Below are 26165 nucleotides of genomic sequence, written 5' to 3' on the forward strand. Positions count from 1 at the left end.
CACTCCCTCGTCTTGACCGTATACTTAACATTGTATATTTCACAGTAATCATAAATTTCACGCTCCTACAACTTATTGTAAAGAGCGAGAGTTATCATTTCATTGGGAAAGTATGAAGAAAACATGATGATTATATGTATGAATGTGTTTAGTGTAGCACAGTTTATTATTCTCATTCGGCCGAGAAATTCGGCCGCAAATCTGTACTTCTTCAATAGGTGTCATCTAACTTTACATTTGTCAAAATTGTAAAGCTACTTTATACTTGACATATAACCTAGCGGAACCGAGTCCGGACTAATTTTATAAATTGGAGCGAATCCCGTATGACAAAGAAAATTACGCAGCAGCACATAGCAGACGCGCTTCAGCTATCACGCAATACTGTTTCGAAAGCGCTTAACAATGAACCTGGTTTAAAAGAAGATACACGTCTGCGCATTATCCAGCATGCAATTGACATGGGCTATACGAAATTCCCTCCTGGCATGTTAGAATCCATTACCCAATTAAAGCATAGTCGGCCAGAGCACGCCGCCAATATGGGAAATCGGCTTATTGCGTTATTAACACACTCCGATTATGTAGGCAATCATTATTGGTCACCCTTTTTGCGTGGTCTCAACACATCACTTAAAGAAGCAGGCTACACCGTAGCGATGTCCATCGTTGACATGGAGGAAGAGAACGAGCTCCGTCTCCCGCCCTTATTTTCACAACAGACCCCTGCCGGTATTATAACGATCGGCTCTTTCTTGCGAGCTTATTATGAGCGTATTGAACACACCGGAATACCGGCGCTATTTATCGATACGTACGCAGACTTTACGATGAATCTGCTTAAAACCGATACACTGCTTGTAAACAATCAAGAGAGTGTGTACAGGCTGACCAAGAGCCTGCTTGAACAAGGCTGCACCGACATCGGTTTCGTCGGGGATATCGGTTCCTGCTTAAGTTACTGGGAACGTTGGAGCGGATTCCAGATGGCTCTCCGTGAATTCGGCGTTGAGTTGGACCCGGGACTTAATATCGTAAATACGCTGCCACGCCATTACTATTATGAAGCGGAACTGCGAGAAGCGCTGGCTGCGATGAAGCAATACCCGCAAGCCTTTGTATGCGCCAATGACGCCATTGCCGTTGAACTTATGAACATTATGCGTGAGGAAGGAAAACGCGTACCCGAAGATATTATTCTCACAGGCTTTGACAATATCGGTGAGCTTGCTTATTTACATTCGAGTATTCCAACAGTAGATGTTCCGAAGGAAGAGCTCGGTTTGCGCGCAGGCGAGCAGTTGATCTGGAGGATCGCTCACCCGGAACGTCCTAAGGAGTTAATCCGATTAAGTGTGCATTTGAAAGATCCCAAATATACAAAGTAGCACCGAAATGTAATATTAAATCAATATTTATTTATAAAATGCACAATTATATATTGACATAGTGTGCATTTTATTTTACATTTATATTGTAAAGAAAACGCTAACATGCCGGTGGGCCATGTACGCTTTACATGATGAATAACTCGGCACATAAATGGACTTGAGATTACTCATACTTTTATATAATAAGGTGCTCTCTCTAGTTCTCTCTACTCAAGCTGCCATTGGTTCTCTCTCTCAGGTCGGTTGTCATATGTAAAGTATGCATATTACATGGTGAGCAATATTGCCTGTATGCTGCACCTATGGATTTTATACTTCTAGAAGCAAAGCGAGGTTAGATCATGAGTAAAGTAAATATTATCGGTCCTAACATCCCTAACATGCCTTGGGAAGAACGCCCTGAAGGTCATCGCGACGTATTGTGGCGTTACAGCCAGAATCCGGTTATTCCGCGTGACTTACTGCCGAATTCCAACAGCATATTCAACAGTGCAGTTGTACCTTTCGAAGATGGATTCGCTGGTGTATTCCGCTGCGATGACCGCAACCGCTATATGCGTCTGCACGTCGGCTTCAGTAAAGACGGCTTGAACTGGGATATCAACCACGAGCCGCTTAAGTTTGAATGCGACGATCCAGAGATCGGCAACTTTATTGAAGGTTACGATCCACGCGTATGCTGGATTGAAGACCGCTTTATCGTGACTTGGTGTAACATTTACCACGGACCGACAATCGGCATAGCATACACTTATGACTTCAAGACATTCCATCAATTGGAGAATGCATTCCTGCCTTACAACCGTAATGGCGTTATGTTCCCACGCAAAATCAACGGCAACTACGCTATGGTAAGCCGTCCGTCCGATACGGGGCATACTCCGTTCGGCGACATCTTCTACAGCGAGAGCCCTGACTTGGAATTCTGGGGACGTCATCGTCATGTAATGGGAACGCTTGGCGGTTGGCAGAGCAAGAAAGTCGGCGCAGGTCCGATCCCGATCGAGACTAGCGAGGGCTGGTTGATGATTTACCATGGCGTATTGAACTCCTGTAATGGATTCGTGTACGCATTCGGCGCTGCTTTGCTTGATCTGGATCAACCATGGAAAGTAAAATATCGCAGTGAGCCTTACCTGCTCCAACCTTCCACTTTGTATGAGTGTGTCGGAGACGTACCTAACGTTGCATTCCCATGTGCATCACTGGTAGACGCAGAAACAGGACGCATCGCGATTTACTATGGCGCTGCTGATACAGTAACAGCAATCGCATATGGTTATGTTGACGAAATTATTGAGTTCGTGAAAAACAACTCTCGCGTCGAATAAGCAGCGAAATTACGCTGTTCATTCCATGTAATGGATCGTATCATGACACATTTCAACACAATGTTACAGTAACATTCGCGATTTGTGACGATACGGGTTATAATAATGTTATCAGTAACAAAGTTGCATGGTTCGTACCCATGATACATGCTTTCTTTGTAACCCCACACCCTCTGTTCCGTTGCCCGCGGAGCAGGGGGATTTTATTTTTTAGATAAAGCACAACAAAAAGAGTCTAGTTCAGAACTAGACTCTTCGCAACAGATTTTAAACCTGCCGATTACTTTTTAAAAATACCAAATGGCTTCCCTACCGGCAAAAATTCACGTCCGAAGTGCGTATTGAGTACCGCAGCCGCAGAACCGTAGAAGCTCAAGATTGCAATGCACAACTCAGCCACAGCCGCAACCGTATGCATCGTATGCGCCGCAATTCCAAATGCATCAAATGTGAGACCCAGGAACAGGAAATCAATAAATACAAAAATAGAGAACAATACCTTATGTGTCTCCATTGCACCGATCGTCATAAATAGCGTAAAAATAAGATATCCTAAAAACGCCATGCCCAATTGATGCTTATCCGCCCCTGCCGCCAGTGATTCACCAAAGACACCATGCTGGATCAACCAGGAGGAGGCTACTGCAAACCAGAAAAAAGCATAGCCGCCAAACGCTGTCGTCCCAAATGTATTCCCTTTCTTGGCATCGTGAATGCAGGCAAACAACTGTGCAAACGCGCCGAGAAAAATAGCCCAAGGGATAATAAACGAAGTACCCTCTGTCCAGCCCAGCTTCTGCGACGAAGCGACCAGCGTAACCATCGCAAGACCGAACAAACCAATGGCACTTGGGTCGGCCGTAGCAATTTTAACTTGCTGTTGTTCCGTTTTCATGTGTGACAATGCTCTCCTTTAAAGATAACGTTTGAAATTTTTATTATTTTCTGAAAAATAGCACAACAGGCCTTATTCTAACACAGTGCTGCACAGGTTTGATATGCTTAATTCAATTGTAATTTGTGGAAAATCAAACTTATTTATACGCGTATCGTATTTGTGTTTAACCCCCAGTAAATTTGTATTTGTTAACCCCATCCAAATGCCTCTCTCCTATTCCCGTAAATAAGCATTTTCCATCCTGTAAATACGTCAGCTGCACCTGCCAATTGCCCATAAAATGTACAAAAAAAGACTGCGGACAATTTTTGCTGCCCAACAGCCTTTCCTTATATGTTCTATTCGATTGGTACGATAGCACGATCCGATCATCTGCCCGTGTTCCAACGCACACTTCTACATCAAGCCGGTAACTGTCCCGTCTTCTTCCAATCGCATCCGCAATGCCGCAGGCTGCTTAGGCAAGCCTGGCATCGTCATAATAGCTCCTGTTTCTACAACGACAAAGCCTGCTCCACGAGATAAACGGACATCATGGACTTCCATTGTAAATCCTTCCGGAGCACCAAGCAGCTTCGGCTGATCAGAGAATGAATATGGTGTCTTGGCCATACATACAGGCACGCGACTTCCTGCCTCAGCCTCTATACGCTGTAATGCGCGAGCAGCACGCGGTGTAAAGCGAACGTCCCCTCCACGATAAATCTCCTGCACAACCGTCTTTATCTTATCGATCAACGGAACGTCATCTGCATACAGATAGTGGAATTGCTCTGCCGCATCCGATATATCCGCGGCTGCCGCCACCTGCTTCGCCAGCGCTTCCGTCCCTGCTCCGCCTTGAGCCCACGCTTCAGATAAGGCAGCATCACATCCGATTGCGCGGCAGTACTCCAACACGTCCTCCAGCTCATCTTCCGTATCGGAGGCAAAGCGATTAATAGCCACGACAGCTGGCACGCCAAATTTCTGCACATTCTCAATATGTCGACGGAGATTGCCGAATCCTGCACGCAGCGCAGTGCGATTCTCCTCCGTCAGCTTGTCTTTGGCTACCCCGCCGTTATATTTTAACGCTTTAACGGTAGCTACGATAACAACAACGGAGGGGAACAATCCAGTTTGTCTGCATTTGATGTTCATAAATTTCTCCGCGCCAAGATCCGCACCGAAGCCAGCTTCGGTTACGACGTAATCAGCCAGCTTCAGGCCATAGCGTGTTGCTCTCACACTAGAACAGCCATGAGCGATATTTGCAAACGGCCCTCCATGAACCAGCACAGGATTGCCTTCAATAGTCTGCACCATATTAGGCTTGATGGCATGACGAAGCAGAACGCACATTGCATCCGTCGCCTGCAAATCATCTACCGTGATCATGCAGTCTGCTGTACTATAAGCTACAATCATACGGCCCAAACGCAGCTTAAGATCCGCTCTATTTTCGGCAAGCCCCAACACAGCCATCACTTCTGAAGCTGTCGTAATCATATATCCGTCTTCACGTACAGTCCCGTTACCGTCTCCAAGGCCAATGACCGTTCGACGAAGCGCGCGATCATTCATGTCAACCGCTCGTTTCCATAAAATACGATTCGTGTCGATCTGCAGCTCATTGCCTTGGAATACGTGGTTGTCCAACATTGCAGCCACGAGATTATGAGCCGACGTAACCGCATGGATATCTCCAGTAAAATGCAAATTAATATCTTCCGCCGGCACGATCTGAGCCGCACCGCTGCCTGTCGCGCCACCCTTCATGCCCATACATGGGCCAAGCGACGGTTCACGCAGGGCAGCTATCGCCTTCCGCCCTATTCGATTCAGACCCTGCGTGAGTCCGATCGTCGTCAATGTCTTGCCCTCACCTGCAGGCGTAGGGTTCATTGCTGTGACTAAGATCAACTTACCATTATCCCGCCCTGCCACGGTGTCCCATAGTTCTTCACTTAACTTAGCGGTATACTTGCCGTAAGGTTCCAGATGATCTGGTTGAATACCCAGTTGAGCTGCAATGTTAACAATCGCTTCCATGAATAGACTCACCTGCTGTTCATATATTTGCTTTTCTTATACATCAGAACTTATTTTAACGTAAAATAAGCTGTATCCGCACCAAGAAACTTATCATTAAATGATTAATTCACAAAATTGTTCGCTTTCTAGCTTTGCAGCTTCTCTCGAACAGAACGCAGCTTCTGCACGGAAGAAGAAGGCTGATCTCGCCTGTCATCTATTTTAATACTCGTTGATACACGACCTGCTCCGGTCTCGAACAACGATTCATGCAGCGTGCGTATCACTTCAAACAACCGGTCTGTCGGTCCTTCAATAATAGTACTCATGGATGTTAGTTCATAAGTAATTCCTTCTTCTTGAGCCAAGACCTGCTGCATGCCTGCAACGTATCCGCTAAGACTTGTTGTTGCCGTTCCAATGGGAATAATCGTTACTTCTGCAATTGCCATAATAATCCCACCTCCTGTCCCTAGCATACCATTATCAATGAGGGGTAGCCATCTGTGACTGAACTGATTTTTCAGCAAGCCTTTCTTATATTGACACGTAATCATTTCATACTATTTTCATGTCCATTACACATTTATTCTCTATATTCACAACGTACAATTTTTGGGTGCATCCACACACATGAGCATGAAAATATACATTGACAGAACCTGACATGTTGCGTAAATTACCAATATGAGAATACGTAAACGTTCGAATCGAGATGTTGTCCTTGAGGTCGCATCCCACCTGTTTCTGACCAAAGGATACCAGTTAACGAGCATGGATGATATTGTAGCGACAAGTAAAGTATCAAAGACTAATATTTATTATCACTTCAAAAGCAAGGAGGACATTCTTCTTCACATTATTGAAAAAGTAATCGAGCATTATTCAGGCCGTGTTCAATCGATCCTTTCCTTGTACCACGTCGATGTGCGCGCGCGTATCGAATTTGTACTTCGTATGTTGACTTATGATGCTTATCAGCAGGATTGCCAAGCCGGCTGTCCGTTCCTGACGTTGTTTGCGCAGACATCTAATGAAACACCTGCGGTTCAGGAACGTATGCGCTTGTTTTTTCAATCGCTCCAAACCGCTTGCGAGAACCTCCTGCAAGAAGGCGTACGTACAGGCCAATTACATGCACAGCTTCCTGTGGCTGAGACAGCAAGCCTTATCCTCTCCTTATGTGAGGGAGGCATGTTCTTATCACGTGTTCATCGTGAAGATGCTTATTTACAGAAAGTGTTCGTATCCTTAGAATGGCTTCTTCGTACTCACTGACACGGACTTACGATATAAGATCGAACGGTTGTCTATTGACCACACCTCTAACATACAGGCAGAATTAGCTGATCCCAATCCATATACATACCAAATAGACCTCACATTCACTTTGATAGTAAATGTGAGGTCTATTTGCCGTTCCATTCTAAATTACGCCGTTAATAGGATCCAGTTAGTCAGATAGCGGTATCTATAAAGCTTACCCCTGCGGTTTGCCACACGTAATGCAGAAGCGATCATTCACCGTAAGCGATTGTCCGCATTGGGCGCACGACGTAATAGATTCTTTCTCCATGCCGACCTGATCTCGGACCTCTTCATAAGGCTTCAAATACTGCTGCGCTGAGGAGCGGGCAGGATCAACTGGCTCGACGTCAATTGGGTCACTTAAGACAGGAGTTGGAAACGATTTACCACAGCGGCTGCAGAACTTGGACTGCAAGGGAGCTGCAGTTCCACATGAACACACCTTCTCTCCCTTAACCCGATGCATATCTTCTTCCAACTGTTCCACTTCTATTTCTAATTTGGCAATTTCCTCACATATACGTGCCATCTGAGTCTCTGCTTCACTCTCAGATGCTCGGGGCCCTTTTCCTGCCCCTGAGGCGCGATATACCAGCTCTCCCAATTCCCCGTAGCGTTGTTGAATATCTTTACGTTTAGTGGAAATTGTCGAGTATAGCCGTGTAACTTCAACCGTTTGCTGTGCCTTATCCTTCACTTGAGAAAGACCAGAGGAAAGGCCCGATTTCATTTTGTCAAAAAAGCTCATCATATTCCCTCGCTTACATACAGTTTTGTCCTTCACTCATTATATACGACTTCCAATCTTAATCGAAACTAGCATCACAGAATAAATAAAAATCAAGTTATAATTTTTATTTATTTATAATAATTATAACTTGATTCCAAGTATGCCCAACTGGCTTTACTGATGCCTATTCTCATACATCAGCTATTATGACTATCACATACAGGAGGTTGTCCAAATGACAGACCCACGATTTTTGACGACAAATCAAGGTGCGCCGGTGGCTAACAATCAAAGCTCGAAAACTGCGGGCCAGCGAGGGCCCGTGCTGCTGGAGGACTATCATTTGCTTGAAAAGCTTGCTCACTTTGACCGTGAACGAATTCCCGAACGAGTTGTTCATGCTCGCGGAGCCGGAGCTTTTGGTTTATTCAAGCCCTATCAAAGTATGGCACCCTATACAAAGGCGGCCTTCTTGCAAAGCCCAGATATCGAGACTAGAGTATTTGTCCGGTTCTCGACTGTTATACATGGCAGCACCTCGCCCGAGACGCTGCGTGATCCGCGCGGCTTTGCTGTTAAGTTCTACACAAGCGAAGGCAATTACGATCTGGTTGGCAACAACCTGCCCGTGTTTTTTATACGGGACGCCTTAAAATTCCCGGATATGGTCCATTCGCTCAAACCAGCGCCGCACACCAATATCCAAACTCCTGATCATTATTGGGACTTCATGTCCCTCTCGCCAGAGTCCACTCATATGCTGACCTGGTTGTTCTCCGATCCGGGTATTCCCGCCAACTACCGGGAAATGGACGGCTTTAGCGTACACGCCTTTAAATGGGTAAATACAGCCGATAAAGTAACTTATGTGAAATATACGTGGAAATCGCTGCAAGGCACAAGAAGCCTGACCGCTGCTCAGGCAGAAGTCCTCGGAGGCAAAGACTTTAATCATGCGACACGTGATTTACATACGTCAATTGCCACAGGCCAATATCCTGAATGGGACTTGTACGTTCAGCTTATGGAGCCGGACGGCGGTGACCTCCATTTCGATCCGCTGGACGCAACCAAGGTATGGCCTGAAGAGCAATTCCCGTTAATCAAAGTAGGACGTATGACGTTAAACGAGAACCCCGCCAATTTCTTCGCCGAAGTGGAACAATCTGCGTTCTCGCCTAGCGCCCTTGTCCCAGGCATTGAACCTTCAGAAGATAAGCTGCTCCAAGGAAGACTATTCTCTTATCCGGATACGCAGCGGCATCGTCTTGGACCTAACTATGCTCAAATCCCTGTAAACTGTCCATTTGCATCGGTTCGCAATCATCAACGTGACGGCTATATGAATGTGAGTCAGGATCCGTCACCGATTAATTATGAACCGAATAGTCACCAACCTGCTTACACGGAAGCACCAGAATATGCGGACAGTGAAGCGCCCCTGTCCGGCACAACGATGCGCCGCACGATTGCGAAGACAGACGACTTTACGCAAGCTGGCGAACGTTATTTGAGCTTATCTTCAGAAGAGCAGGAGCGGCTCGTGCTCAACCTGACCACTGACCTAAAACAGACCAGGCATGAAGTTCAACTCCGTGCCATTTGCAACTTCTTTCGGGCTGACGCAAAACTCGGCCTTCGTCTGTCCCAAGCACTTGGCACTGATATTAGCGGATTTACGCAAAAATAGAGTCTTGTCCACTAAATTAACCGTTGACATTAGGCGTAACGTTCCTTATAATTCCTAGTAATCAGGTTAGTTTAATCAAGTATTGTTAAACGGGAACCTGCTACTGTTGACCAGACCACTGGAGACACGAATTCAACGACTGAATCGTGTCTTTTTTTGTTCATCTGGTCGTGACCATATGACCAGAATCCAAATTAAATACAGGAGGTACATATGGATGGAACTATTACAAAGCCCGATACCTTTGTACTATCAACTGAAGCACAGTATTAAACAACGTATCGTTAATGAGGAGTGGGGTTCTGGCACTGCTATTCCCAGCGAACGCGAATTAGGCAAAATGTTTCACCTAAGCCGCACTACGATTCGCCAGGCAATTGGCGAGCTAGTCGTGGAGGGCGTACTGGAGAAGAAGCACGGCAAAGGAACTTTTGTGGCTGAGCGCAGCATCACACGTACGACAACCACTTTGGTTGGTCTAGTCGAGCAATTGCAGCTGCAGCAGTTGGAGCCCCGTATTCAGCTGCACGAGTACGGCATTATTCCCGCACCACCGAAAGTGTCCAAAGCTATGCGTATCTTTGAAGGCGCCGACATGATTAAAGTACAGCGGCAAATCAGAGTTCAAGAACAATGTGCTATTGTAGACGACAACTATTTTAACATGAACCTGGCATCCTACTTGACCGAGGAAAATGTGGTGAAACCCACTGTCTACGATTTATTGGAGAAGAATGGAATACAGGTCAAACGCGGCTCTCAGAGCTTTACGGCCGTTGCCCTCGATTCCACTTACGCCTCTTACTTTGACCTGCCTCCCGGATCCCCTGCCCTTGTTGTACACACCGTACTCTTTAACAATCGTGATATGCCGCTTCAATATTCCATTTCATATTGCAACCCTGAAGTGTATTCCCATGACATCCTGCTTACTAGGTAACAACTGAGAAGCAAGCCTAAAAAATTGCAGCGCAAGAAGCACTGTCCCAATCGGAAGCCCAGTGCTTCTTGCCTAACCTGCCTGTATCTCTCTTACTTTACTGCCCTTACGTACACTCTCTCTTGATGACGCTCCACCTGTACCGGGGCCTCGAAGAAACTGCTTAACGTTTGTGAAGTCATCACTTCGTCAGTAGCCCCACTTCCCACTACCTCACCTCGACGTAATAGCAGCGTGCGGGTGAACACAGGCAATATTTCTTCCGTATGATGCGTAACGTATATTAGCGTAGGCGTATGATCCTGCAAAGTCAGGGTATAAATGCTGTCCAGCAATCGTTCCCTCGAAAATAAATCCAGCCCATTGCACGGTTCATCCAGAATCAAAATGCTTGGATTAGCCATTAGAGCACGGGCAATCAGCAGTTTCTGCTTCTCTCCTTGCGAGCAGGTGCGATATTCTCGATCCCACAAGTGAGCACAACCAAGCGTCTGCATAAGATCGGCCGCCTGTCCTTCATCCTCCTCTAGCAGCTGCTCGTATAAGCCGATCGTGGCATATTTACCGCTAATGACCACATGCTGCGCCTTATCCGTCATGTATAATTTCTCTTGCAACGATGAACTGACCCAGCCAATAGACTTTCGCAGATCACGCAGATCGACAGAACCATACGGCTTGCCAAGTACAGATACTGTGCCTGATGACGGCCAGATATAACCATTCACAATGTTTAGCAATGTTGTTTTTCCTGATCCATTTAAACCAAGCAATGCCCAATGCTCCTGTTTTTTTACTTGCCAGGTCACATTTTTCAGCAGTTCTCGTTCCTCTCTTCTCCAGCTTACCCCTTGGATATCTATGACCTCACTCATGTCTGTTATCTCCTCTCCCATTTGCTTTCTCCTGCTTATACCGCGAACAACTCTATTCTTGTTAACATTTGGAACCAGTTTACCTATTATTCGTCCTAGAATACCGGATTCGAACCTGCTTGTCGACTGTTTTTGTCAGCAGCTCACCTGAAATTTTTTTCATATAAAACAAATCAGCCTCTCTCCGTATGCATTCCGGAAAGAGGCCGTTCTTGATAAATACCAATCGTATATTTATATTTACAGTTAGATCACATCTTTGCGCTCAATATTACGAATTCCCAAATATGCGATATATATCCCGATAAGCGCTAATCCAATAGGGATCACAATAATATCATTAAGCGATATGCCGCCGTTGTTGCTGCCGACTATAAATAACAGGAGGACAGCAGACACAATAGTCGTTGATGTCGAATACTTGCGCATACCGAAGAACAGCGGAATTAAACAGATGCCAGATGCCATCACCGCGTTCATCAGCATTTTTCCGCCCATTGCCCACAGAAGCTGCGACGTCAAGGTATCCTCAATAACATGGGTAAAGTGATTAAACAATATAAATCCACCCGTAACAATGACATCTGAGCAAATAATCGCCACAAACGTAAAGATCATCACAATCAGCAGTTTTGCAGCCATTAGCTTCTTGCGGTTGATCGGATACATAAACAGCACCGTGATCGACTTTGTCCTGAATTCATGGATAACAAATTGGGCCAGCAGAACAGCGGCAAACACGATAAAGGTCGATCTGACCAAAGTCTCTGTAAGTCCCATCATCATTTTAAAGCTGTCAAACGGAATATCATTTTCTAATTTTTGCCCATAGCTGACCATACAGGTGAATGCCAATATGATTAAACTAGAAATCAGGGCTCCCCGCACATAACCAGCCATGCGGAACTTCTTCATTTCGAGTCTCATTAGCTTAAGCATGAACGCCACCCCCGTTAAGCAGCGATAAGAAGTAATCTTCTAGAGAGCTGTTCTTCTTCGTAATCGCTTCAACAGATATGTCATTCATAATTAATGTCTTGGCAACTTCATTCTGCGGTACGCTCATATCGTAGACGCGAATGTATTGGTTATCCACTACTTTGAAGTTAAACAGCTGCAGCTTATTCTCTAGCACATAGCTAGCCTGGGATATCTCTTTTGTTGTAATTTCCAAGTACTCCGTATTCTTCTCCCGAATCTGCTCCATAGATACTTCTTCAAGTAAGCACCCGTGGTTGATTACGCCTATCGTATCTGCCATTTGCTCCATCTCGCCCAAAATGTGGCTGGAGATAAACAATGTCATCCCATACTCTCTACTTAACATTTTAAATAGATCACGAATTTCCTTAATGCCAAGCGGGTCCAATCCATTAATAGGCTCATCCAGAATCAGCAGCTCCGGCTTAGTTGATAGTGCTCTCGCGATACCAAGCCGCTGCTTCATGCCCAGAGAGAAGTCTTTGACCGCTTTGCCTTCGATATTGCCCAGATTAACTAGCTCCAGCGCTTCATTGACAGCCTGCTTGTTATGATAGCCCATATACTCACAATGAATTTCTAAATTCTCGCGTGCTGTCAGCTTGTCATAAAATATCGGATATTCAATAATCGTACCCATTCGACCGAGCACGTGATAAGACTTATCCGTCAGTTTCTCGCCGAAAAGCTCGATCTCTCCAGATGTCGGCTTAATCAAATTGGTGATCATTCGCATGAGCGTCGTCTTGCCCGCTCCATTCGGTCCTAAAAATCCGTATATCTCACCCTTCTTTATACTCATATTTACATTAGATACGACTTCCTTGCCTTGATAAGTCTTCGTTAATTGAGTCGTCCTTAATAAATAAGACATGTGCATACTCCCTTCGCTCTCTTTCGATAACTTAAGTATAAAGAGCGAAATTCTCTTTTTTCTTACCCGATTCTTACAAGTTTCTTAAGCAGCCTCTGTTCAATTCTAATAATTGATTTTTCGCAGGCGGATCTTAAACGTTGTCCGCTCATTCGGCTTGCTTCTCAATTCAATACTCCCACCTATCGCCTCAACAAGCCGCTTCGTAATGGTCAGACCAAGACCGCTGCCTTGAAAAGCCTTGTTGCGGGAATCTTCCAACGTGTACATGCGCTCAAACACCTGATCCACGTGCAGCTCGTGAATCCCTTTCCCCTTATCCCAAACGGACAAGAATGCCTCTTGCCCCTTACCCGTTACGGTAAGCCCGAGCTCTTTGCCGTCACCTCCATGCTGAATCGCATTAGAGATCAAATTATTCAGAATTCGGTTAAGCGCCTCCTCATTTCCCCATACATACAAAGGCTCATCGGGTATATCGATTGACACCTTAAAACCTCGTGTTGTCAAAATATCATAAAATTGCAGCATGCTCATTCTACAAATTTCATTTAAATAAATCTTTGTAATCGGAATATCTTTGTCGCCCGATTCCAGCTTCGCCAAGTCAAAAAACTGATGGATCAGATCCAGCACCTCAAGTGTCTTGCGGTGCACATTGCCAAGCAGTCTTTCCCGTTCGCTGGACTCCATACCCGGATCCAATGTGATCGTCTCCAAGTAACCAAGCACGACAGTAAGCGGTGTCTTGAGATCATGGGATATGTTAGAAAGCATCTTCTTGGTTGAAATCTCAATCCGCGTATGTGCTGCCAGAGACTTCTGATGGAAGTCCAACAGCTCATTGATCTCGTTCAGCACACCGATCAATGAATCGTCATCGGTAAAGACCAGTACTTTCTCGCTCGTGGGCTCTGACATAATGACGTGCAGCTTGCGTTGAATATGTTCGAGAGCATGACCTCGACGTCGGATGAACTGGTATTGCCAGGCAATGACGATTATCAGTATGACAATTACAGCTATTAATATGTACGTCACCTTCTCACCCTTCCCATTTGTACCCAATCCCCCACAACGTTTTAATATAAAGAGGTTCGGAAGGATTATCTTCTATTTTCTCGCGCAGCCGCCGAATATGAACATTAATCACATTCTCATCGCCATAATAGTCATCCTGCCATACAAATCCATAGATTTGTGCCTTTGTAAATACACGATTCGGGTTCATAATAAATAACTTCAATATCTCAAACTCCTTGGATGTTAACCGAAGCTGCTGATCATACTTAAATGCTGCAAAATTGTCCACGTCTACTCGCAAAGCTCCAAAACGGAGTTCCTGCGGAATTCCTATTTCGGTTTCTTGTTCGACCGGTTCCCGATTGGCATATACGGTGGACCGCCGGATGGCAGCCTTGATCCGTGCTGCAATCTCTATCATCGAGAACGGCTTCGCGATATAATCATCCGCTCCGAATCCAAGCCCGAGCGCCTTGTCTACGTCACTGTCCTTTGCAGACATAATAAGGATAGGCACTGCACTGCGCTCGCGAATCAGCTTAATAACTTCAATGCCATCCAGCTTAGGCATCATAATATCTACAACAACGAGCTCGTAGTTGGCGCTAGCAAACTGCGCCATGCCCGCTCGGCCGTCATAAGCGGTATCTATCAGGTATCCTTCTTTTAAGAGATACTGCTTTAGCATGTCGACAATCTCATGATCGTCTTCCATGATTAAGATACGATGAGACATTATTCTTCTCTCCTCTTCCAATTAGGCCAACTCTATATTATACCCCGTATTATATACTACCGACTGCTAATCCTCCTACTTCTCCTAATAAGCCATATGAATGTCCCGACGTCAACAGCACAAAATAGTAAATCCAATCACAACTCGTCAATATTTACATACCTTGTTAATGAAGGGATAGTGAGCGCTTCTATCACCTCTCTTTTGCTGCAATTCTTTATTTTAGTTACTGGACAAGCTTACTGTCCCCTATTAAAGCTAGCTGTAAAGGAGGATAGCGATGAACAATAGAAGATTCAAAGTGATTGTGTCTATATTAGGCAGCATCCTGCTGTTTATGTCGTCAGTGTTGGGGAGCAGTGCATCACCTTCGTCTGGTCAGTCAGCGATATCGGAAGTGCACTCTCTCCCCTCAGCCAACATTGAAGGGTCCTTTTCCGGTGTCACCGCACCTATCGGGGTCAATGTCCGATCAGCCCCCAGCTTGCGGGCCACGATTGCTTATACGATTGCCGGCAACACCAGCGTCAACTTTGATGGCTGGGAGCGAGGCGATATCGTAAAAGATTATTGGACAGGGATCGATGATGATCGCTGGTTTTATTTCTTTAAAGATCAGAACAAGTATTATGTCGCTTCAGGATTCATTAATGGCAGCCCCAGCGAACCAGGCAGCAGCGCAGCTGTACCCGACATCCAGCAATTGATGAGCAATTGGTGCTGGGCCGGCGTATCCGTTGCTGTGTTGGAGCACTATGGAATTGATGTCACACAGCAGCAGTTTGTCAGTTATGTAAAGGGAGGCTCTTATAACTATCCGGCAACATCTTACGAGATTAAGCAGGGGCTGCAATATTACAGTGTCAAAAGCAATCTATTCAATTCCATACCCTCACTACAATGGGTCAAAGGTCAATTGGACAAAGGCCAGCCAATGATTACGTTTATTAGCTGGACCAACGGGTCGAACATTGGTCATTTTCTCGTATTGGATGGATACAATTCCGGCGTAAACGGGACGAACTATGTAAGTTATATGGACCCCTGGTATGGTGACCACTATTCACATACTTTCGATGCTTTTAAAAGCAACAATCGCTTTACATGGGAAGGCACGATTAGCACAAGCAAGTAATGAAGGAGGGTTGAATGGATGAGATCCTATATTTTTTTGCTATTGGGGCTGTTTTTATTATTTGGAGCCATTGTATATATAACCGTTAAAGATGCTACATCAGAACGCCCTGAGCAAACTGCATTGATGGACTATGTGTGGAATATGCAATCTGACGAGGAGAATTTGCCCACAGCAGCCAGCAAGTTAACTTTATCGCGGTTTTCTTTGGCCATTGATGATACGTTGACGGCAAATCGTATCTCTTCGTATAAAGGCAATCGGATGAGTGAACTGCTGCGCCCTACTGGTGAACGACTTTGGTTTGCCATGAATGAGCAAACACCAGAAGGCATCATCGTCGCCAATGTGAAGGAGCCAGTGAGAATGGGCGGAAAGCATCGCAGTATCGATCTCTTTCACCTCTACAACAAAGCAAGAGCAACCGTGGGGACGGATGAGCAGATTCGTTACTTTGAGTTCGAAGGGCAGAGTATGCTTGCAGCTTGTCTGCCTGATAGAGAAGATATTTACTTGACGGCAAGCGCAGCTATGTTGCTGGATCTTCCGGCAGGCCAGAAAATCCCCGCAGAGCAAGTCATTCAACAGATGAAAGAATGGATAAACCAGCGTCAGTGATAGTGCTGACGTATTTGCTAGATTCGGCACAACCTTGTCATTTTAAAGCTTGGGTAAAATACGGGAACAATCGCTGCATTGCTATTAACCGGGGCAACCCGGTCTTTTTAATTTGAAAATTAAGCAACTAAATGCTGTAGTGAACGTATTGCACCATATGTAATATACTGGCATTCATGAGGTGAGAAATTTGTCTTTACACATTAATATTGTTAATTACCATCCGGATTATGGAGACAGCATTGCAGAGATGTGGAACCGCAGCCAGAGCGAATGGGGCGGAGGGACCACCGTGATGACAGGCGCTCAGGTGCGCCAGAACGAGGCGGTATCCGATTGGCTTGCGTTATTTCTCGCTGTGGCTGGCGATGAGGTTGTCGGATACTGCAGCCTAACTGAATACAAGGAAGATACCGGTGCCCTGCACATTCAGCTTCTAAATGTTCGGCCCGACTATCATGGCATGAAGGTTGGCAAGATGCTTGTGCTGCGGGCCGTCGAAGAGACGATTCGCCGCGGCTGGCCGCGCATTGACTTGTATACATGGGGTGCTAACTTGAAAGCAGTTCCACTGTACAAGCGCTGCGGCTACTTCTGGGAAGACCGCGAGGATACCACGCATTTTATGAACTTTGTACCTCAGATCGTTAATTGTGAAGCCATTGCGCCTTATATGAAGGGAATTGATTGGTACGCCGATTCAACACGCATAATTGAAGTGATTCGGGACGGGCAAGTGGATAATGGGTTTCATACCTATACATACGCCTGGAAAAATAAAGAGAAAGAGCTGCGTGTCGACATTGAACGAAGAGGAAGAGGTATCTGCCTGATTGAAACGGAAGACTACCTTTTATCCGCAACGGCAGAGCAAGCAGAGCCTGTATTCGGAAAGGAATATACCGTACAATACCGCATCGTCAACAAATCGGGCAAGCCGCTTCGAATTGACTTCAAAGGCGAATCTGATCGCAATGTTACGTTCAACTGGGAGCAATCCGTTGAAGTATCAAGTGAACAACGATTGACTGCACGTTTCTTTGTTGACGTTATTGATAAAGAACAGAGCGAATGGCGAACTTGTCCGACGGTTCGCGCCAATGTTCTCATTAACGGTTTAGAAGCCGTTATTCAGGTTGGCATCGTTCCCAAGTTCCCCGCGGCTGTAGCGTTAAAGATTCCGAATGAAATATACGCCCTGGGCGGTCAATATGACATGTACTTGGATATTGAGAATCATTTTCCTGAATGTGCTTCGTTTACATTTGAACTGACGCCGACACCATGGCTGGAGCTAGAGCAGCATTCGTATACCGTGAACCTGCAGCCCAAAGAACGCGCTTCGCTGCCCTTCCCTTTCCGATTGCTGGATTACGGCTTCTATAGTCAGCAGCTCAAAGTTGTTGCTGCCACAACAAGCGGTGATGAAGTTACCTTTAACAGACGAATCGGCGGCGGTTTCAGTGGTCCCGGCGGGATGTGTTATGGCGAAACGGATACCGCACATCTGGCGATGAACGGCAAGTATGGGCTCGAGTACGAAAAAGACAGCAATCAGCTGCGTGTCCACTGTCTTGGCCGTGATTCGTCCCTGATCGCATTGTCCCATCCGAAGATAGGCAAACCTTATTCCGCCGAGTTCTCCAAAAAGCAGGCGGAATCGGTGAAATGGAAGCAAGAACGTGGTGCAGTTGGCTTCCAGCATACATATCGGTCTGGGGAATTTGCGCAGCTGCTGCTTCATACGCATGCTTTGCTGCATGCTGACGGAACAATCAAGCTGTGGCAGGAGTTGGAGAACGACTCGCTTACTGCGACGTCTGAGCAGATGTGGATCACGCAGCGAATCCGCAAGGATCTGTACCGCAGCGTACTCCCTTATGAAGGACGAATTGTCGAGATGGGGGATTCCCACGGCGATGACTTTGATTATTGGGACGGCGATAAAATAACCGAACCTTGGTTATTTGCTCGTGGAGATGGACTGGCATGCGGTATTTGCTGGTCAGATACGCACCAAATGAGTCTCCAAAGCTATTTCATTGATCTGGAAACTAATATGGGCATTCTGCTGCCAGGAGCCAAGCGGAGAAGCGATGATCTCATCTTGACAGTAGGCAGCTTTGACAACTGGCAGGACTTCCGCAGCTATGCCTTGAAGCGTGCAAAAGCAAATGTAACATCGCAAACTGTACGGCACGTTACGTTGACAGCTAATGGTGGCAATCCATTTGTGCAGCCTGATATGCACAAGGTGCAGGCCATACTTAGAGACACCAAGCAGAATGCATGGGAGGGAACAGTATCAGCCTCGTATGCTGCTAATGGGAAAGATAATACAGCCGTAACAACCGTATCTTTAGGTGGCGAGGCAGCCGAAGTCCAGTTAGAAATGGCTATGCCAGCCACACCAATTGACACAATGTGTGTCAAAGCGGTTTTGGGATCATTTTCTGAATTACATCAGCGCACCCTGTTCACCCTTGCGGCTAATGACGTCACTTCTACGTCAACTCACACGGACGTTGGGGCCATGTATGAAGCAAGCAATGGCCCTATAAGCATTAAAGTTAACGCCGACTATTACCCAGGGCTTCATTCCTTAATGGTTAATGACCGAGAATGGTTTGACTCCAGCTATCCCACTTATGGAGTCAAATCATGGTGGAACCCTTGGATCGGGGGCATGACCGAAGCTTTGGATGAACTGGGTCCATTATCTGTCTTGAAAGAGGATCGTTCTGTCACCTCTGCGCGTTTAACAGACTCTGTCGGCAATACATGGTCTGGCCTAAGAGTACGTCTATCCGTGTCTAAGCATAGTAAGTACCGGGGTTTAATATGGGACAGCTATTATCTCATGCTGCCAGGCGTTCCCGTGCTTGCCTATGTGACCGATATTTATCAAAACACAGGGACGTACCTGACTTGCAATCAGGCTGCAACCGATATTTTTCTCGATCTGCCGCAGGGATGGCTCCTCACGTCGGATGCTGAAGGTCAACCTCTCCACTATCCGCTTGGCGAAGGAGAACTAGCGGTTCGTGAACACCGTGATTATGTATTTGGCAGTAAAGACAACAGTGGTGTGCTGCAGTTGGTCACAGATGAATCCTTGATTCAACCTCAGCTCTATACCAATAAGGACGTTAACTGTCTGACGTTGAACAGGGAATTGTCACTGCCTCATGACAGCATCACTCGCTCAACACCGACCTTTATGGTATTTGCAGACGATGTTCTGCCGCGTGAGTCCCTGCGAGAGCTGCGCGGTATTACCTTCCCCCAAGCAGCAAAAGGGGAGGAAGCTTAATGAAGATTATTGATGCGCATATGCACTTATCCCATATCGATTCTTTCAAAAAAACGGCGAGTGAGCGATCATTTGTAGAGTATTCTGCCCGAGGGCTGCTGCAGGAATATGAGCAAGCTGGTGTTGTACTTGGCATAGGCATGGGACTGACGGAAACGGACGAGGAGGGCTTCCCTGATCGGGGGGCCTCAACCCCAATGGGACTTGATATGCTGGAGGAGTATCCGCGCCAGATCGTTTATTGCCCAGGCATTAATCCGTATAAGCTGGATAAATCCGGACTGGATGCACTGGAACAAGCCATACAACGTCCCGAAGCGGTTGGCATCAAGATCTATCTCGGTTATTATCCGTTTTATGCTTATGATGACGTTTATCAGCCTGTGTACGAGATGGCCAAGACCCATCGGGTTCCCGTCGTCTATCACACTGGCGACACTTACTCTGAACGCGGACTTTTAAAATACTCTCATCCGCTTACGATCGATGAGGTTGCCGTACAGCATCGTGACGTCAACTTTATGATGGCGCACTTCGGGGACCCCTGGGTACTGGATGGAGCTGAGGTTGTTTACAAAAACCGCAACGTATTTGCTGACCTATCCGGCTTGATGGTAGGTGATGCTGCAGAATGCGCGCGGCTTGGCCAATCCCCGCTGTTCTTCGCTCATTTGCGGCACGCGCTCACTTATTGTGATAACTATGAGAAGCTGCTGTTTGGAACAGATTGGCCACTTGCACCGATAGAACCGTACCTGCAATTTGTCAAAGAGCTGATTCCAGCAAGCTATCACGAGGATGTATTCTACAAGACGGCGCTGCGTGTATTTCCGAAAATTGTACCACTCGTAGAGAATTAAATTAAATCACTCTATGCAACAAGGCTCCCGTCCCAAATGATCGACGGGGGCCTTCTAATTGAAGGTTTTTTTCCAATTTGCCTGCGATAAATTCATCCCCTACAGGACGTAAGGAGAATCAACTATAAAATCTAGAGGAGAGATGTATATGCAGCGCCCGCGTATGCACCCGTTTTGGCAGCGTGCTTTACTCAGCGGCGGCATTCTTTTTATTACAATGACCTTGATCGTTGTCATCTTCAGCAGCCCTTACTATTTTCTATATCAACTTCTCGTCTGGGCAGTCATAAGTATCCTGTGCGGCATCATATTTGCATGGCATACAGATCCACTCCGCAACAAGAACGAGCCCCCTTCTAGCCCGCATCTCATTCGTGACAAAAAGAAGCTCCAATGGGCTTTGATCGGCTTGCTGCTCCTAAGCTTACTAACCATTCGATATCCTCATCATTACTCATGGTTTGAATCGGGCTTGCAGTGGCTTGGCGTCCCAACTGTCTTTCCATTTGGAAACGGCAAGCTTATTCTCACGGGTCTGCCCTTATTAATTGGTCTCGTTATCTTGATCAGAGTGCTTGTACGATCCTTGAACCGTCAACGCTTCTTGATTGGCTTTGCAGCTTTCTTAACCGTCACTACACTGCCGAATCAAGCTGTTGATGTATATCAGCGCTATCTAGGCACAGGTATTTATGCCATACAATCAAATAAGTCCACCCTAGCTAGCTGTCGAGTGGAGCAGATTCAGAGTCGTTGGGTAGGGGAATGTACGGTTTCAGTTCGCAATTACAGCCGACAGGAAGTTACTGCTCATATCTTACTCAAAAGAGAAGATACGGACTTTCCCTATGATTATTCAGAAATAGACTTGGGTTCTGTCACTTTTGCACCACATCTGGATGAGCATAGCACCGTGAAAGTATCTAATCTTGTATTGCCTACAGCACCGAATTACTCGGAGGAAGTATCGGGCCCAGTACAGACTTCCTTTTCTCGCATGACCATCTCGGATGGCACTCATTTGCGCGAACTGTAGCATTTTATGAAACCGAAACCTTCACCTGAAAGTACTACTTAGAAATAAAATAAATTGGAGGGGTACGATGAAAATAAGATTACTTTGTGCCTTGCTATGCTGCATCATCTTTTCAGGCTGCTCAATGTTCGAAAGCGTGAATAGCTCATTAAATTATGTGACAGAGGCTACTTCCTACGTCAATCAGGTATCCAGCTTTGCTGAGCGCGTTCCACAGCTTGTAGAGCAGGCTATTACCGATGTTGATGCCAAAGCCTCCCTGACTCAAGCCCTCGAGGAGATGAAGAATCAGATTACTTCATTTAACGGCTTGGAAGCACCTGCATTCGCTAAAGACATTCATCAGCAATTAACAGACTACAACACAGCTTTTACACAAGAAATTAACGGCCTTTTGGAGCAAGTCAATTCTGGTATTACCGACATAAACGCAATCCAAGACTCCCCATTGTTCCAGACTATTCGCAACATTACGGATACCATGGGACAAATCCAAGCGCTAGCCCCTTAACATACAACAATAACAAATTCTGCGCGGCCGCTACAGGCATCTATTCTCTACTCTGGCAGCGGCCATCCTGATTTAAGTCAGCTCGTTTACGTTTTCGAATACTCCCATGCTTCTCACCCTTGCTCACTCTTCCTTCTCCTCGAACTTTAATTCGTGCACTAAACCACTCGCTGTAAATCCAATGCTCTGATACACCTTATTCGAATTGGGGTTCGCCGTATCTGCGTACAGAATCGGCGTCAATTTCTCCTTATGCAGCAGCAAATCACACAATGATGCCACGAGCGCGCTCGCATATCCCTTCTTTCGAAACTCAGCCGGAGTATATACGCTGTTAATAGCACCATGACGTGGGGAACGAAACGTAATATTAGCGATGGATACCAATTCCCCGCCATGGATCCAACCAAACAAATTACCAGAGCTAACGAGCCGTGCAGCCAAAGGCATCTGCTCAAGTGTGTCTGCTGCCTCACCCATTGCCTCCTTTAAGAAGCCAACCATATATGCGGCAACAACAGACTGATGCTCGGAATTGACAAGTCGACACTCACCAATAACGCCCTTTGGCCGTACGATCTTGTCACAATAATAAGCCGACATCTCCATTTTCTGTCTGAACACCTTTCCTGTCACCTCTGCATAAATCTCCGCAAAAGCGCGTGCATTTTCGGGATCACTCGTTATACCAGGCAGCTCGTCGTTCTTAATCGTACAAATCAGCTCCCTAAGCTGCCTCTCACGTTCCACCACGGATACTTCCTCGTCTACCCATAGCCAAGCGTTATATCCTGGAGTCTGGGCATACAATATATTGCCTGCCTCGTTTTTATACATAATAGCGGTACCGCCATCTGCAATACGATGAAACAAACTGTACTGCACCTCATTCCTCATAAAAGGCTGATGATGAAAGACTGGATCATGTGGAAATAAAGAAGTAAACATAAGTCGATTCCTCCCTTTACGTTTGCAAAAAACCCCCGTCCCTTAACGGGATGGAGGCTGCAATGACGATCATAGTTAAGTTACGTTTTGTTTTTCTATGTATTCTAGTACAACTAGTTGGAACTATCCAGAGTTTTTGTATAATGATCTCGATGATTTCACCACTAAGATAAGTAATCAGATATAAAAAGGGCTATCACAGTGACAAGGAAAGCCATACCTATCAGATAACCAAATATTCTAAGAGGTAGCGGCATTAAACTGATGGGTACTTTCTTTAAGGGACCACCTTAAATCCGTTAAACTCATTTACACGACTAACATCATTGAAAGCTGCCATCTTCAACTTCGTAAAGTAACCCATATAACAAATTCCTAGACTGTCGCTGTGTTCTTAAACATATTGCGTTAGTTCAATTAGCTATCGTATTTCATTTTCCATTTTTCAAACCATTCTTTATAACTCATTTTGGTTACTTCCTCCAATGTTTGACCTTCAAGTGAATAAGGAGCTCCCATTTGAGCCTCGTTTCCTTGAGCAGGCATGGATGTTCCACCGATTACTTGGCCTTCACAAAGCATGACGTTGACGGTAGTTTTAATATTATATATTTTTTCTAGAGGATGGTTTTTCACTGTAAATTGATAGGCCGTTATTTCTTTTCCAAAGTACTTATCAGGCTCAACGGATTGAACACCCCAACTTTGCTGATACAGTATGTTTTCGGTGCTTCCAGTAAGTTTGTTTTTTTCTAGGACATACTTTTGAACTTTACCCTGCCGAGATGTTACTTGATAACCATGTTGTTCTAGATATTGCTCAGCTGTTTTTTCATCATCACTCCCCTCCTTACCACATCCAGAAAGAACCAAAAATAAAAGACCTAGAAAAACACTTACTTTTGTAATGCGTATCATCATATCCATCACTCCCTAGTTATTATTGACGCTTCAGGTCAATGCTGGGCTCTCTTAAAAATGCTTTATTGAGCCACGATTGACGTTACTCGAAATGGATGGGCGTGTCCAAAACTGGGGGCAAATGCTGCTCCAACTATCTGTCTTTTATCCAGATCACATTGACCAGCATCTGGGGTGATTTTTTCTCCCCTCAGGGAGAAGTTTTTTAAATGAGTTTACACAAATGGTTTGACAGACCCTAAACTCTACCCTCCTCTCAACCATAAAAAAAGCCCATGACCAATTCTACAGGGGGCTTTCCCCACCACTTAGAAATTAATCATGAGCAACTAATAAAAGATGACTGTTTTGCTACCTTTATCAAGTAACTAAATTATAGCATTATTCTAAATTACTTCTCCTGAGCTTAAATTCCCACTCTTCATATTGTTTCTATCCTTTTCCTCCAGCTTTGGTTCAAGCACGCTATTCGAGCTCCGCAGTGGAATCTCACGCAGGAAGAATACAAGTACAAGTGCCACAACAAGGAGCGCAGTACCTGCCAAGAATACAGTCGTTAACGAGGAACTGAGCGCGTCACGCATCATATCGATCATCTTCGTCAGGAGCGGCTGCATCTGTTCAGGCAGCGTCTGCTGCAGTTCTTGCAGCTTCGGCTGATTTAACAGCATCTCAGGGTTAGCAAACTCTTTAAGCTGCCCTGCTACAGCCGGGTCCAGCTTCGTCATGTCAATCGCGTGGCCTGAAGCTGCTGCAGATTCAAGATTGCTTTTTAAACTGGTACTCATAATGGTCCCCATCACAGCAATTCCTATCGTCCCGCCCAAGTTGCGGAACAATTGTGACGACGCTGTCGCTACACCAAGCTCTGCCGGACTAACGGCATTTTGCACAGTAAGCGAAAATACCGGCATACCAAACCCGAGACCCAGACCAAATACAATCATAGCTATGACAGCCATTGTCACGCTGTTCATGTACGCCATAATAAGCATACCAGCAATCATAATAGGCAGCCCTAGCAAGGCATACCTTTTGTATTTGCCCGATACTGTAATCCATCGCCCTGTCATTGCACTGATAATGACCATACTAATCGACATCGGCATAGTCACATACCCAGAATAGGTCGGCGAGATCCCCTCCACTCCCTGGACAAAGAACGGCAAGTAGATCAAAGCCCCCATCATGCCGGCATTCATCAAGAAACCAGACATGTTTGAGATAACCACAATACTATTCTTAAACAAGGATAGCGGTAGTACAGGGCTTTTCACACGTGCCTCAACTATAATAAACAGCAGCAAGGATACAGCCGCTGCTGCAAATAGACCGATAATCTGGGTCGAACCCCATGCATACTCCTTACCTGCCCAAGAGAATCCAAGCAATAACGGTACTATCGTTAAGGTTAAAAATAAGGAGCCCCAATAGTCAATCGACTCGGCCTGCTTGCGCTCCACCTTGGGAAACATCAATAAAATCATGATGAAAGCCACCACACCAAGAGGTAGAAAGATCCAGAACACCCATTGCCAGTCCATATGATCCACAATAAATCCGCCCAATGTAGGCCCTAGAATGCTGGAGAAGCCAAACACAGCCATCATCACACCTGTCCACTTCCCGCGTTCACGCGGTGCAAACAAGTCTCCTACTGCAGTAAAGGCCGATGCCATAATAATGCCAGCGCCAACACCTTGAATACCTCGATACGTAATCAATTGAAAAATATCGCTCGAGAATCCCGTTAAAAAGGCACCGATGATAAAGAAGACGATCCCACCTAGAATAAATGGCTTACGCCCATAAATATCAGACAGTTTGCCGACAAGCACCGTCGAAATTGTCGATGTTAACATATAAATCGTAATCACCCAAGTGTAATAATCCATACCGCCCAAAATGGCGATAATCCGCGGCATCGCGGTACTGACGATGGTCTGGTTAATTGCGGCAAAAAACATCGCTGCAACAATGGCCATCATAATCGTAACTTTTCGTTTATGAGATAAGTGCTCCAAGTCTCT

Annotated in this window: 23 protein-coding genes and 1 pseudogene; 12 read left to right on the forward strand and 12 right to left on the reverse strand. The window is 45.7% G+C overall.

Annotated elements, in window-relative coordinates; all coding sequences use genetic code 11:
• Positions 1–326: 326 nt before the first annotated feature.
• Positions 327–1388 carry a LacI family DNA-binding transcriptional regulator gene (locus MH117_RS14770; protein WP_239329531.1) on the forward strand — a complete coding sequence of 354 codons (1062 nt, stop codon included), beginning with the start codon at positions 327–329 and terminating at the stop codon, positions 1386–1388.
• A 344-nt stretch (positions 1389–1732) separates the two neighbouring features.
• The gene (locus MH117_RS14775) at positions 1733–2722 is read left to right on the forward strand and encodes a glycoside hydrolase family 130 protein (protein ID WP_239329532.1); all 990 of its coding nucleotides are present in this window, start codon (positions 1733–1735) and stop codon (positions 2720–2722) included.
• A gap of 280 nt (positions 2723–3002) precedes the next feature.
• On the opposite strand, the gene MH117_RS14780 is transcribed toward MH117_RS14775, so the two are convergent.
• From MH117_RS14780 to MH117_RS14790, 3 genes are all read right to left on the reverse strand, one after another.
• Positions 3003–3617: an acetate uptake transporter gene (locus MH117_RS14780; RefSeq protein ID WP_028547189.1), complete on the reverse strand. Its 615-nt coding sequence runs from the start codon at positions 3615–3617 to the stop codon at positions 3003–3005.
• A 399-nt stretch (positions 3618–4016) separates the two neighbouring features.
• Positions 4017–5654, reverse strand: coding sequence for a formate--tetrahydrofolate ligase (locus MH117_RS14785; protein ID WP_239329534.1), 1638 nt, complete (start codon positions 5652–5654; stop codon positions 4017–4019).
• 128 nt (positions 5655–5782) lie between these two features.
• Positions 5783–6088, reverse strand: a complete 306-nt coding sequence (locus MH117_RS14790; RefSeq protein ID WP_239329535.1) for an MTH1187 family thiamine-binding protein — start codon at positions 6086–6088, stop codon at positions 5783–5785.
• Positions 6089–6323: 235 nt separating this feature from the next.
• Here MH117_RS14790 and MH117_RS14795 point away from each other — a divergent pair, with 235 nt between their 5' ends.
• On the forward strand, positions 6324–6914 hold the full coding sequence (locus MH117_RS14795) for a TetR/AcrR family transcriptional regulator (RefSeq protein ID WP_239329537.1): 591 nt from the start codon (positions 6324–6326) through the stop codon (positions 6912–6914).
• Positions 6915–7116: 202 nt separating this feature from the next.
• Here the strand turns inward: MH117_RS14795 and MH117_RS14800 are convergent, their stop codons facing one another.
• On the reverse strand, positions 7117–7692 hold the full coding sequence (locus MH117_RS14800) for a double zinc ribbon domain-containing protein (RefSeq protein WP_239329539.1): 576 nt from the start codon (positions 7690–7692) through the stop codon (positions 7117–7119).
• A 217-nt stretch (positions 7693–7909) separates the two neighbouring features.
• On the opposite strand from MH117_RS14800, the gene MH117_RS14805 reads away from it, so the two are divergent.
• Together MH117_RS14805 and MH117_RS14810 are read left to right on the forward strand one after the other, a co-directional pair.
• Positions 7910–9364, forward strand: coding sequence for a catalase (locus MH117_RS14805; RefSeq protein WP_239329541.1), 1455 nt, complete (start codon positions 7910–7912; stop codon positions 9362–9364).
• Positions 9365–9581: 217 nt separating this feature from the next.
• Positions 9582–10304 carry a GntR family transcriptional regulator gene (locus tag MH117_RS14810; RefSeq protein ID WP_239329542.1) on the forward strand — a complete coding sequence of 241 codons (723 nt, stop codon included), beginning with the start codon at positions 9582–9584 and terminating at the stop codon, positions 10302–10304.
• A gap of 92 nt (positions 10305–10396) precedes the next feature.
• Here the strand turns inward: MH117_RS14810 and MH117_RS14815 are convergent, their stop codons facing one another.
• The 5 genes from MH117_RS14815 to MH117_RS14835 all read right to left on the reverse strand — a co-directional run bounded on the left by MH117_RS14815 (position 10397) and on the right by MH117_RS14835 (position 14793).
• On the reverse strand, positions 10397–11179 hold the full coding sequence (locus MH117_RS14815; RefSeq protein ID WP_239329544.1) for an ABC transporter ATP-binding protein: 783 nt from the start codon (positions 11177–11179) through the stop codon (positions 10397–10399).
• Positions 11180–11425: 246 nt separating this feature from the next.
• Complete coding sequence (locus tag MH117_RS14820; RefSeq protein ID WP_239329546.1) at positions 11426–12118, reverse strand: ABC transporter permease; 693 nt, start codon at positions 12116–12118, stop codon at positions 11426–11428.
• Entirely contained in the window at positions 12111–13034 is a 924-nt protein-coding gene (locus tag MH117_RS14825) for an ABC transporter ATP-binding protein (protein ID WP_239329548.1), read from the reverse strand. Before MH117_RS14825 ends, MH117_RS14820 begins: the two co-directional genes overlap by 8 nt.
• Before the next feature lie 105 nt (positions 13035–13139).
• Entirely contained in the window at positions 13140–14075 is a 936-nt protein-coding gene (locus MH117_RS14830; RefSeq protein ID WP_239329549.1) for a sensor histidine kinase, read from the reverse strand.
• Positions 14076–14079: 4 nt separating this feature from the next.
• Positions 14080–14793: a response regulator transcription factor gene (locus tag MH117_RS14835; RefSeq protein WP_239329551.1), complete on the reverse strand. Its 714-nt coding sequence runs from the start codon at positions 14791–14793 to the stop codon at positions 14080–14082.
• 280 nt (positions 14794–15073) lie between these two features.
• Between MH117_RS14835 and MH117_RS14840 the strand changes: the two genes are divergently transcribed.
• The 6 genes from MH117_RS14840 to MH117_RS14865 all read left to right on the forward strand — a co-directional run bounded on the left by MH117_RS14840 (position 15074) and on the right by MH117_RS14865 (position 22266).
• Positions 15074–15928, forward strand: coding sequence for a C39 family peptidase (locus MH117_RS14840; protein WP_239329553.1), 855 nt, complete (start codon positions 15074–15076; stop codon positions 15926–15928).
• 18 nt (positions 15929–15946) lie between these two features.
• Positions 15947–16546 (forward strand): hypothetical protein, encoded by a 600-nt coding sequence (locus tag MH117_RS14845; RefSeq protein WP_239329555.1) that lies wholly within the window; start codon positions 15947–15949, stop codon positions 16544–16546.
• 190 nt (positions 16547–16736) lie between these two features.
• A complete protein-coding gene (locus tag MH117_RS14850; protein WP_239329557.1) occupies positions 16737–19859 on the forward strand; it encodes a GNAT family N-acetyltransferase in 3123 nt (1040 codons plus the stop codon).
• Positions 19859–20719, forward strand: coding sequence for an amidohydrolase family protein (locus tag MH117_RS14855; protein ID WP_239329559.1), 861 nt, complete (start codon positions 19859–19861; stop codon positions 20717–20719). The genes MH117_RS14850 and MH117_RS14855 overlap by 1 nt, the downstream gene beginning before the upstream one ends.
• A gap of 148 nt (positions 20720–20867) precedes the next feature.
• Complete coding sequence (locus MH117_RS14860; RefSeq protein ID WP_239329561.1) at positions 20868–21755, forward strand: accessory gene regulator B family protein; 888 nt, start codon at positions 20868–20870, stop codon at positions 21753–21755.
• Positions 21756–21822: 67 nt separating this feature from the next.
• Positions 21823–22266 carry a DUF6376 family protein gene (locus MH117_RS14865; RefSeq protein WP_239329564.1) on the forward strand — a complete coding sequence of 148 codons (444 nt, stop codon included), beginning with the start codon at positions 21823–21825 and terminating at the stop codon, positions 22264–22266.
• A 123-nt stretch (positions 22267–22389) separates the two neighbouring features.
• On the opposite strand, the gene MH117_RS14870 is transcribed toward MH117_RS14865, so the two are convergent.
• Entirely contained in the window at positions 22390–23214 is an 825-nt protein-coding gene (locus MH117_RS14870) for a GNAT family N-acetyltransferase (protein ID WP_239329566.1), read from the reverse strand.
• A 417-nt stretch (positions 23215–23631) separates the two neighbouring features.
• Positions 23632–24135, reverse strand: coding sequence for a DUF4830 domain-containing protein (locus tag MH117_RS14875; protein WP_239329568.1), 504 nt, complete (start codon positions 24133–24135; stop codon positions 23632–23634).
• Between the two features lie 45 nt (positions 24136–24180).
• On the opposite strand from MH117_RS14875, the pseudogene MH117_RS26710 reads away from it, so the two are divergent.
• Positions 24181–24313: pseudogene (locus tag MH117_RS26710) on the forward strand (IS256 family transposase); the annotation flags it as partial.
• Between the two features lie 208 nt (positions 24314–24521).
• On the opposite strand, the gene MH117_RS14880 reads toward MH117_RS26710, so the two are convergent.
• Positions 24522–26159, reverse strand: a complete 1638-nt coding sequence (locus MH117_RS14880) for an MDR family MFS transporter (RefSeq protein WP_239329570.1) — start codon at positions 26157–26159, stop codon at positions 24522–24524.
• Positions 26160–26165 lie beyond the last annotated feature (6 nt).

The organism is Paenibacillus sp. ACRRX, from assembly GCF_022346885.1.
GTDB lineage: Bacteria > Bacillota > Bacilli > Paenibacillales > Paenibacillaceae > Paenibacillus_B.

Coding starts and splice junctions, on each gene's coding strand:
- MH117_RS14770 (WP_239329531.1), top strand. CDS start 327: ATGACAAAGAAAATTACGCAGCAGCACATAGCAGACGCGCTTCAGCTA.
- MH117_RS14775 (WP_239329532.1), top strand. CDS start 1,733: ATGAGTAAAGTAAATATTATCGGTCCTAACATCCCTAACATGCCTTGG.
- MH117_RS14780 (WP_028547189.1), bottom strand. CDS start 3,617: ATGAAAACGGAACAACAGCAAGTTAAAATTGCTACGGCCGACCCAAGT.
- MH117_RS14785 (WP_239329534.1), bottom strand. CDS start 5,654: ATGGAAGCGATTGTTAACATTGCAGCTCAACTGGGTATTCAACCAGAT.
- MH117_RS14790 (WP_239329535.1), bottom strand. CDS start 6,088: ATGGCAATTGCAGAAGTAACGATTATTCCCATTGGAACGGCAACAACA.
- MH117_RS14795 (WP_239329537.1), top strand. CDS start 6,324: ATGAGAATACGTAAACGTTCGAATCGAGATGTTGTCCTTGAGGTCGCA.
- MH117_RS14800 (WP_239329539.1), bottom strand. CDS start 7,692: ATGAGCTTTTTTGACAAAATGAAATCGGGCCTTTCCTCTGGTCTTTCT.
- MH117_RS14805 (WP_239329541.1), top strand. CDS start 7,910: ATGACAGACCCACGATTTTTGACGACAAATCAAGGTGCGCCGGTGGCT.
- MH117_RS14810 (WP_239329542.1), top strand. CDS start 9,582: ATGGAACTATTACAAAGCCCGATACCTTTGTACTATCAACTGAAGCAC.
- MH117_RS14815 (WP_239329544.1), bottom strand. CDS start 11,179: ATGAGTGAGGTCATAGATATCCAAGGGGTAAGCTGGAGAAGAGAGGAA.
- MH117_RS14820 (WP_239329546.1), bottom strand. CDS start 12,118: ATGCTTAAGCTAATGAGACTCGAAATGAAGAAGTTCCGCATGGCTGGT.
- MH117_RS14825 (WP_239329548.1), bottom strand. CDS start 13,034: ATGTCTTATTTATTAAGGACGACTCAATTAACGAAGACTTATCAAGGC.
- MH117_RS14835 (WP_239329551.1), bottom strand. CDS start 14,793: ATGTCTCATCGTATCTTAATCATGGAAGACGATCATGAGATTGTCGAC.
- MH117_RS14840 (WP_239329553.1), top strand. CDS start 15,074: ATGAACAATAGAAGATTCAAAGTGATTGTGTCTATATTAGGCAGCATC.
- MH117_RS14845 (WP_239329555.1), top strand. CDS start 15,947: ATGAGATCCTATATTTTTTTGCTATTGGGGCTGTTTTTATTATTTGGA.
- MH117_RS14855 (WP_239329559.1), top strand. CDS start 19,859: ATGAAGATTATTGATGCGCATATGCACTTATCCCATATCGATTCTTTC.
- MH117_RS14860 (WP_239329561.1), top strand. CDS start 20,868: ATGCAGCGCCCGCGTATGCACCCGTTTTGGCAGCGTGCTTTACTCAGC.
- MH117_RS14865 (WP_239329564.1), top strand. CDS start 21,823: ATGAAAATAAGATTACTTTGTGCCTTGCTATGCTGCATCATCTTTTCA.
- MH117_RS14870 (WP_239329566.1), bottom strand. CDS start 23,214: ATGTTTACTTCTTTATTTCCACATGATCCAGTCTTTCATCATCAGCCT.
- MH117_RS14875 (WP_239329568.1), bottom strand. CDS start 24,135: ATGATGATACGCATTACAAAAGTAAGTGTTTTTCTAGGTCTTTTATTT.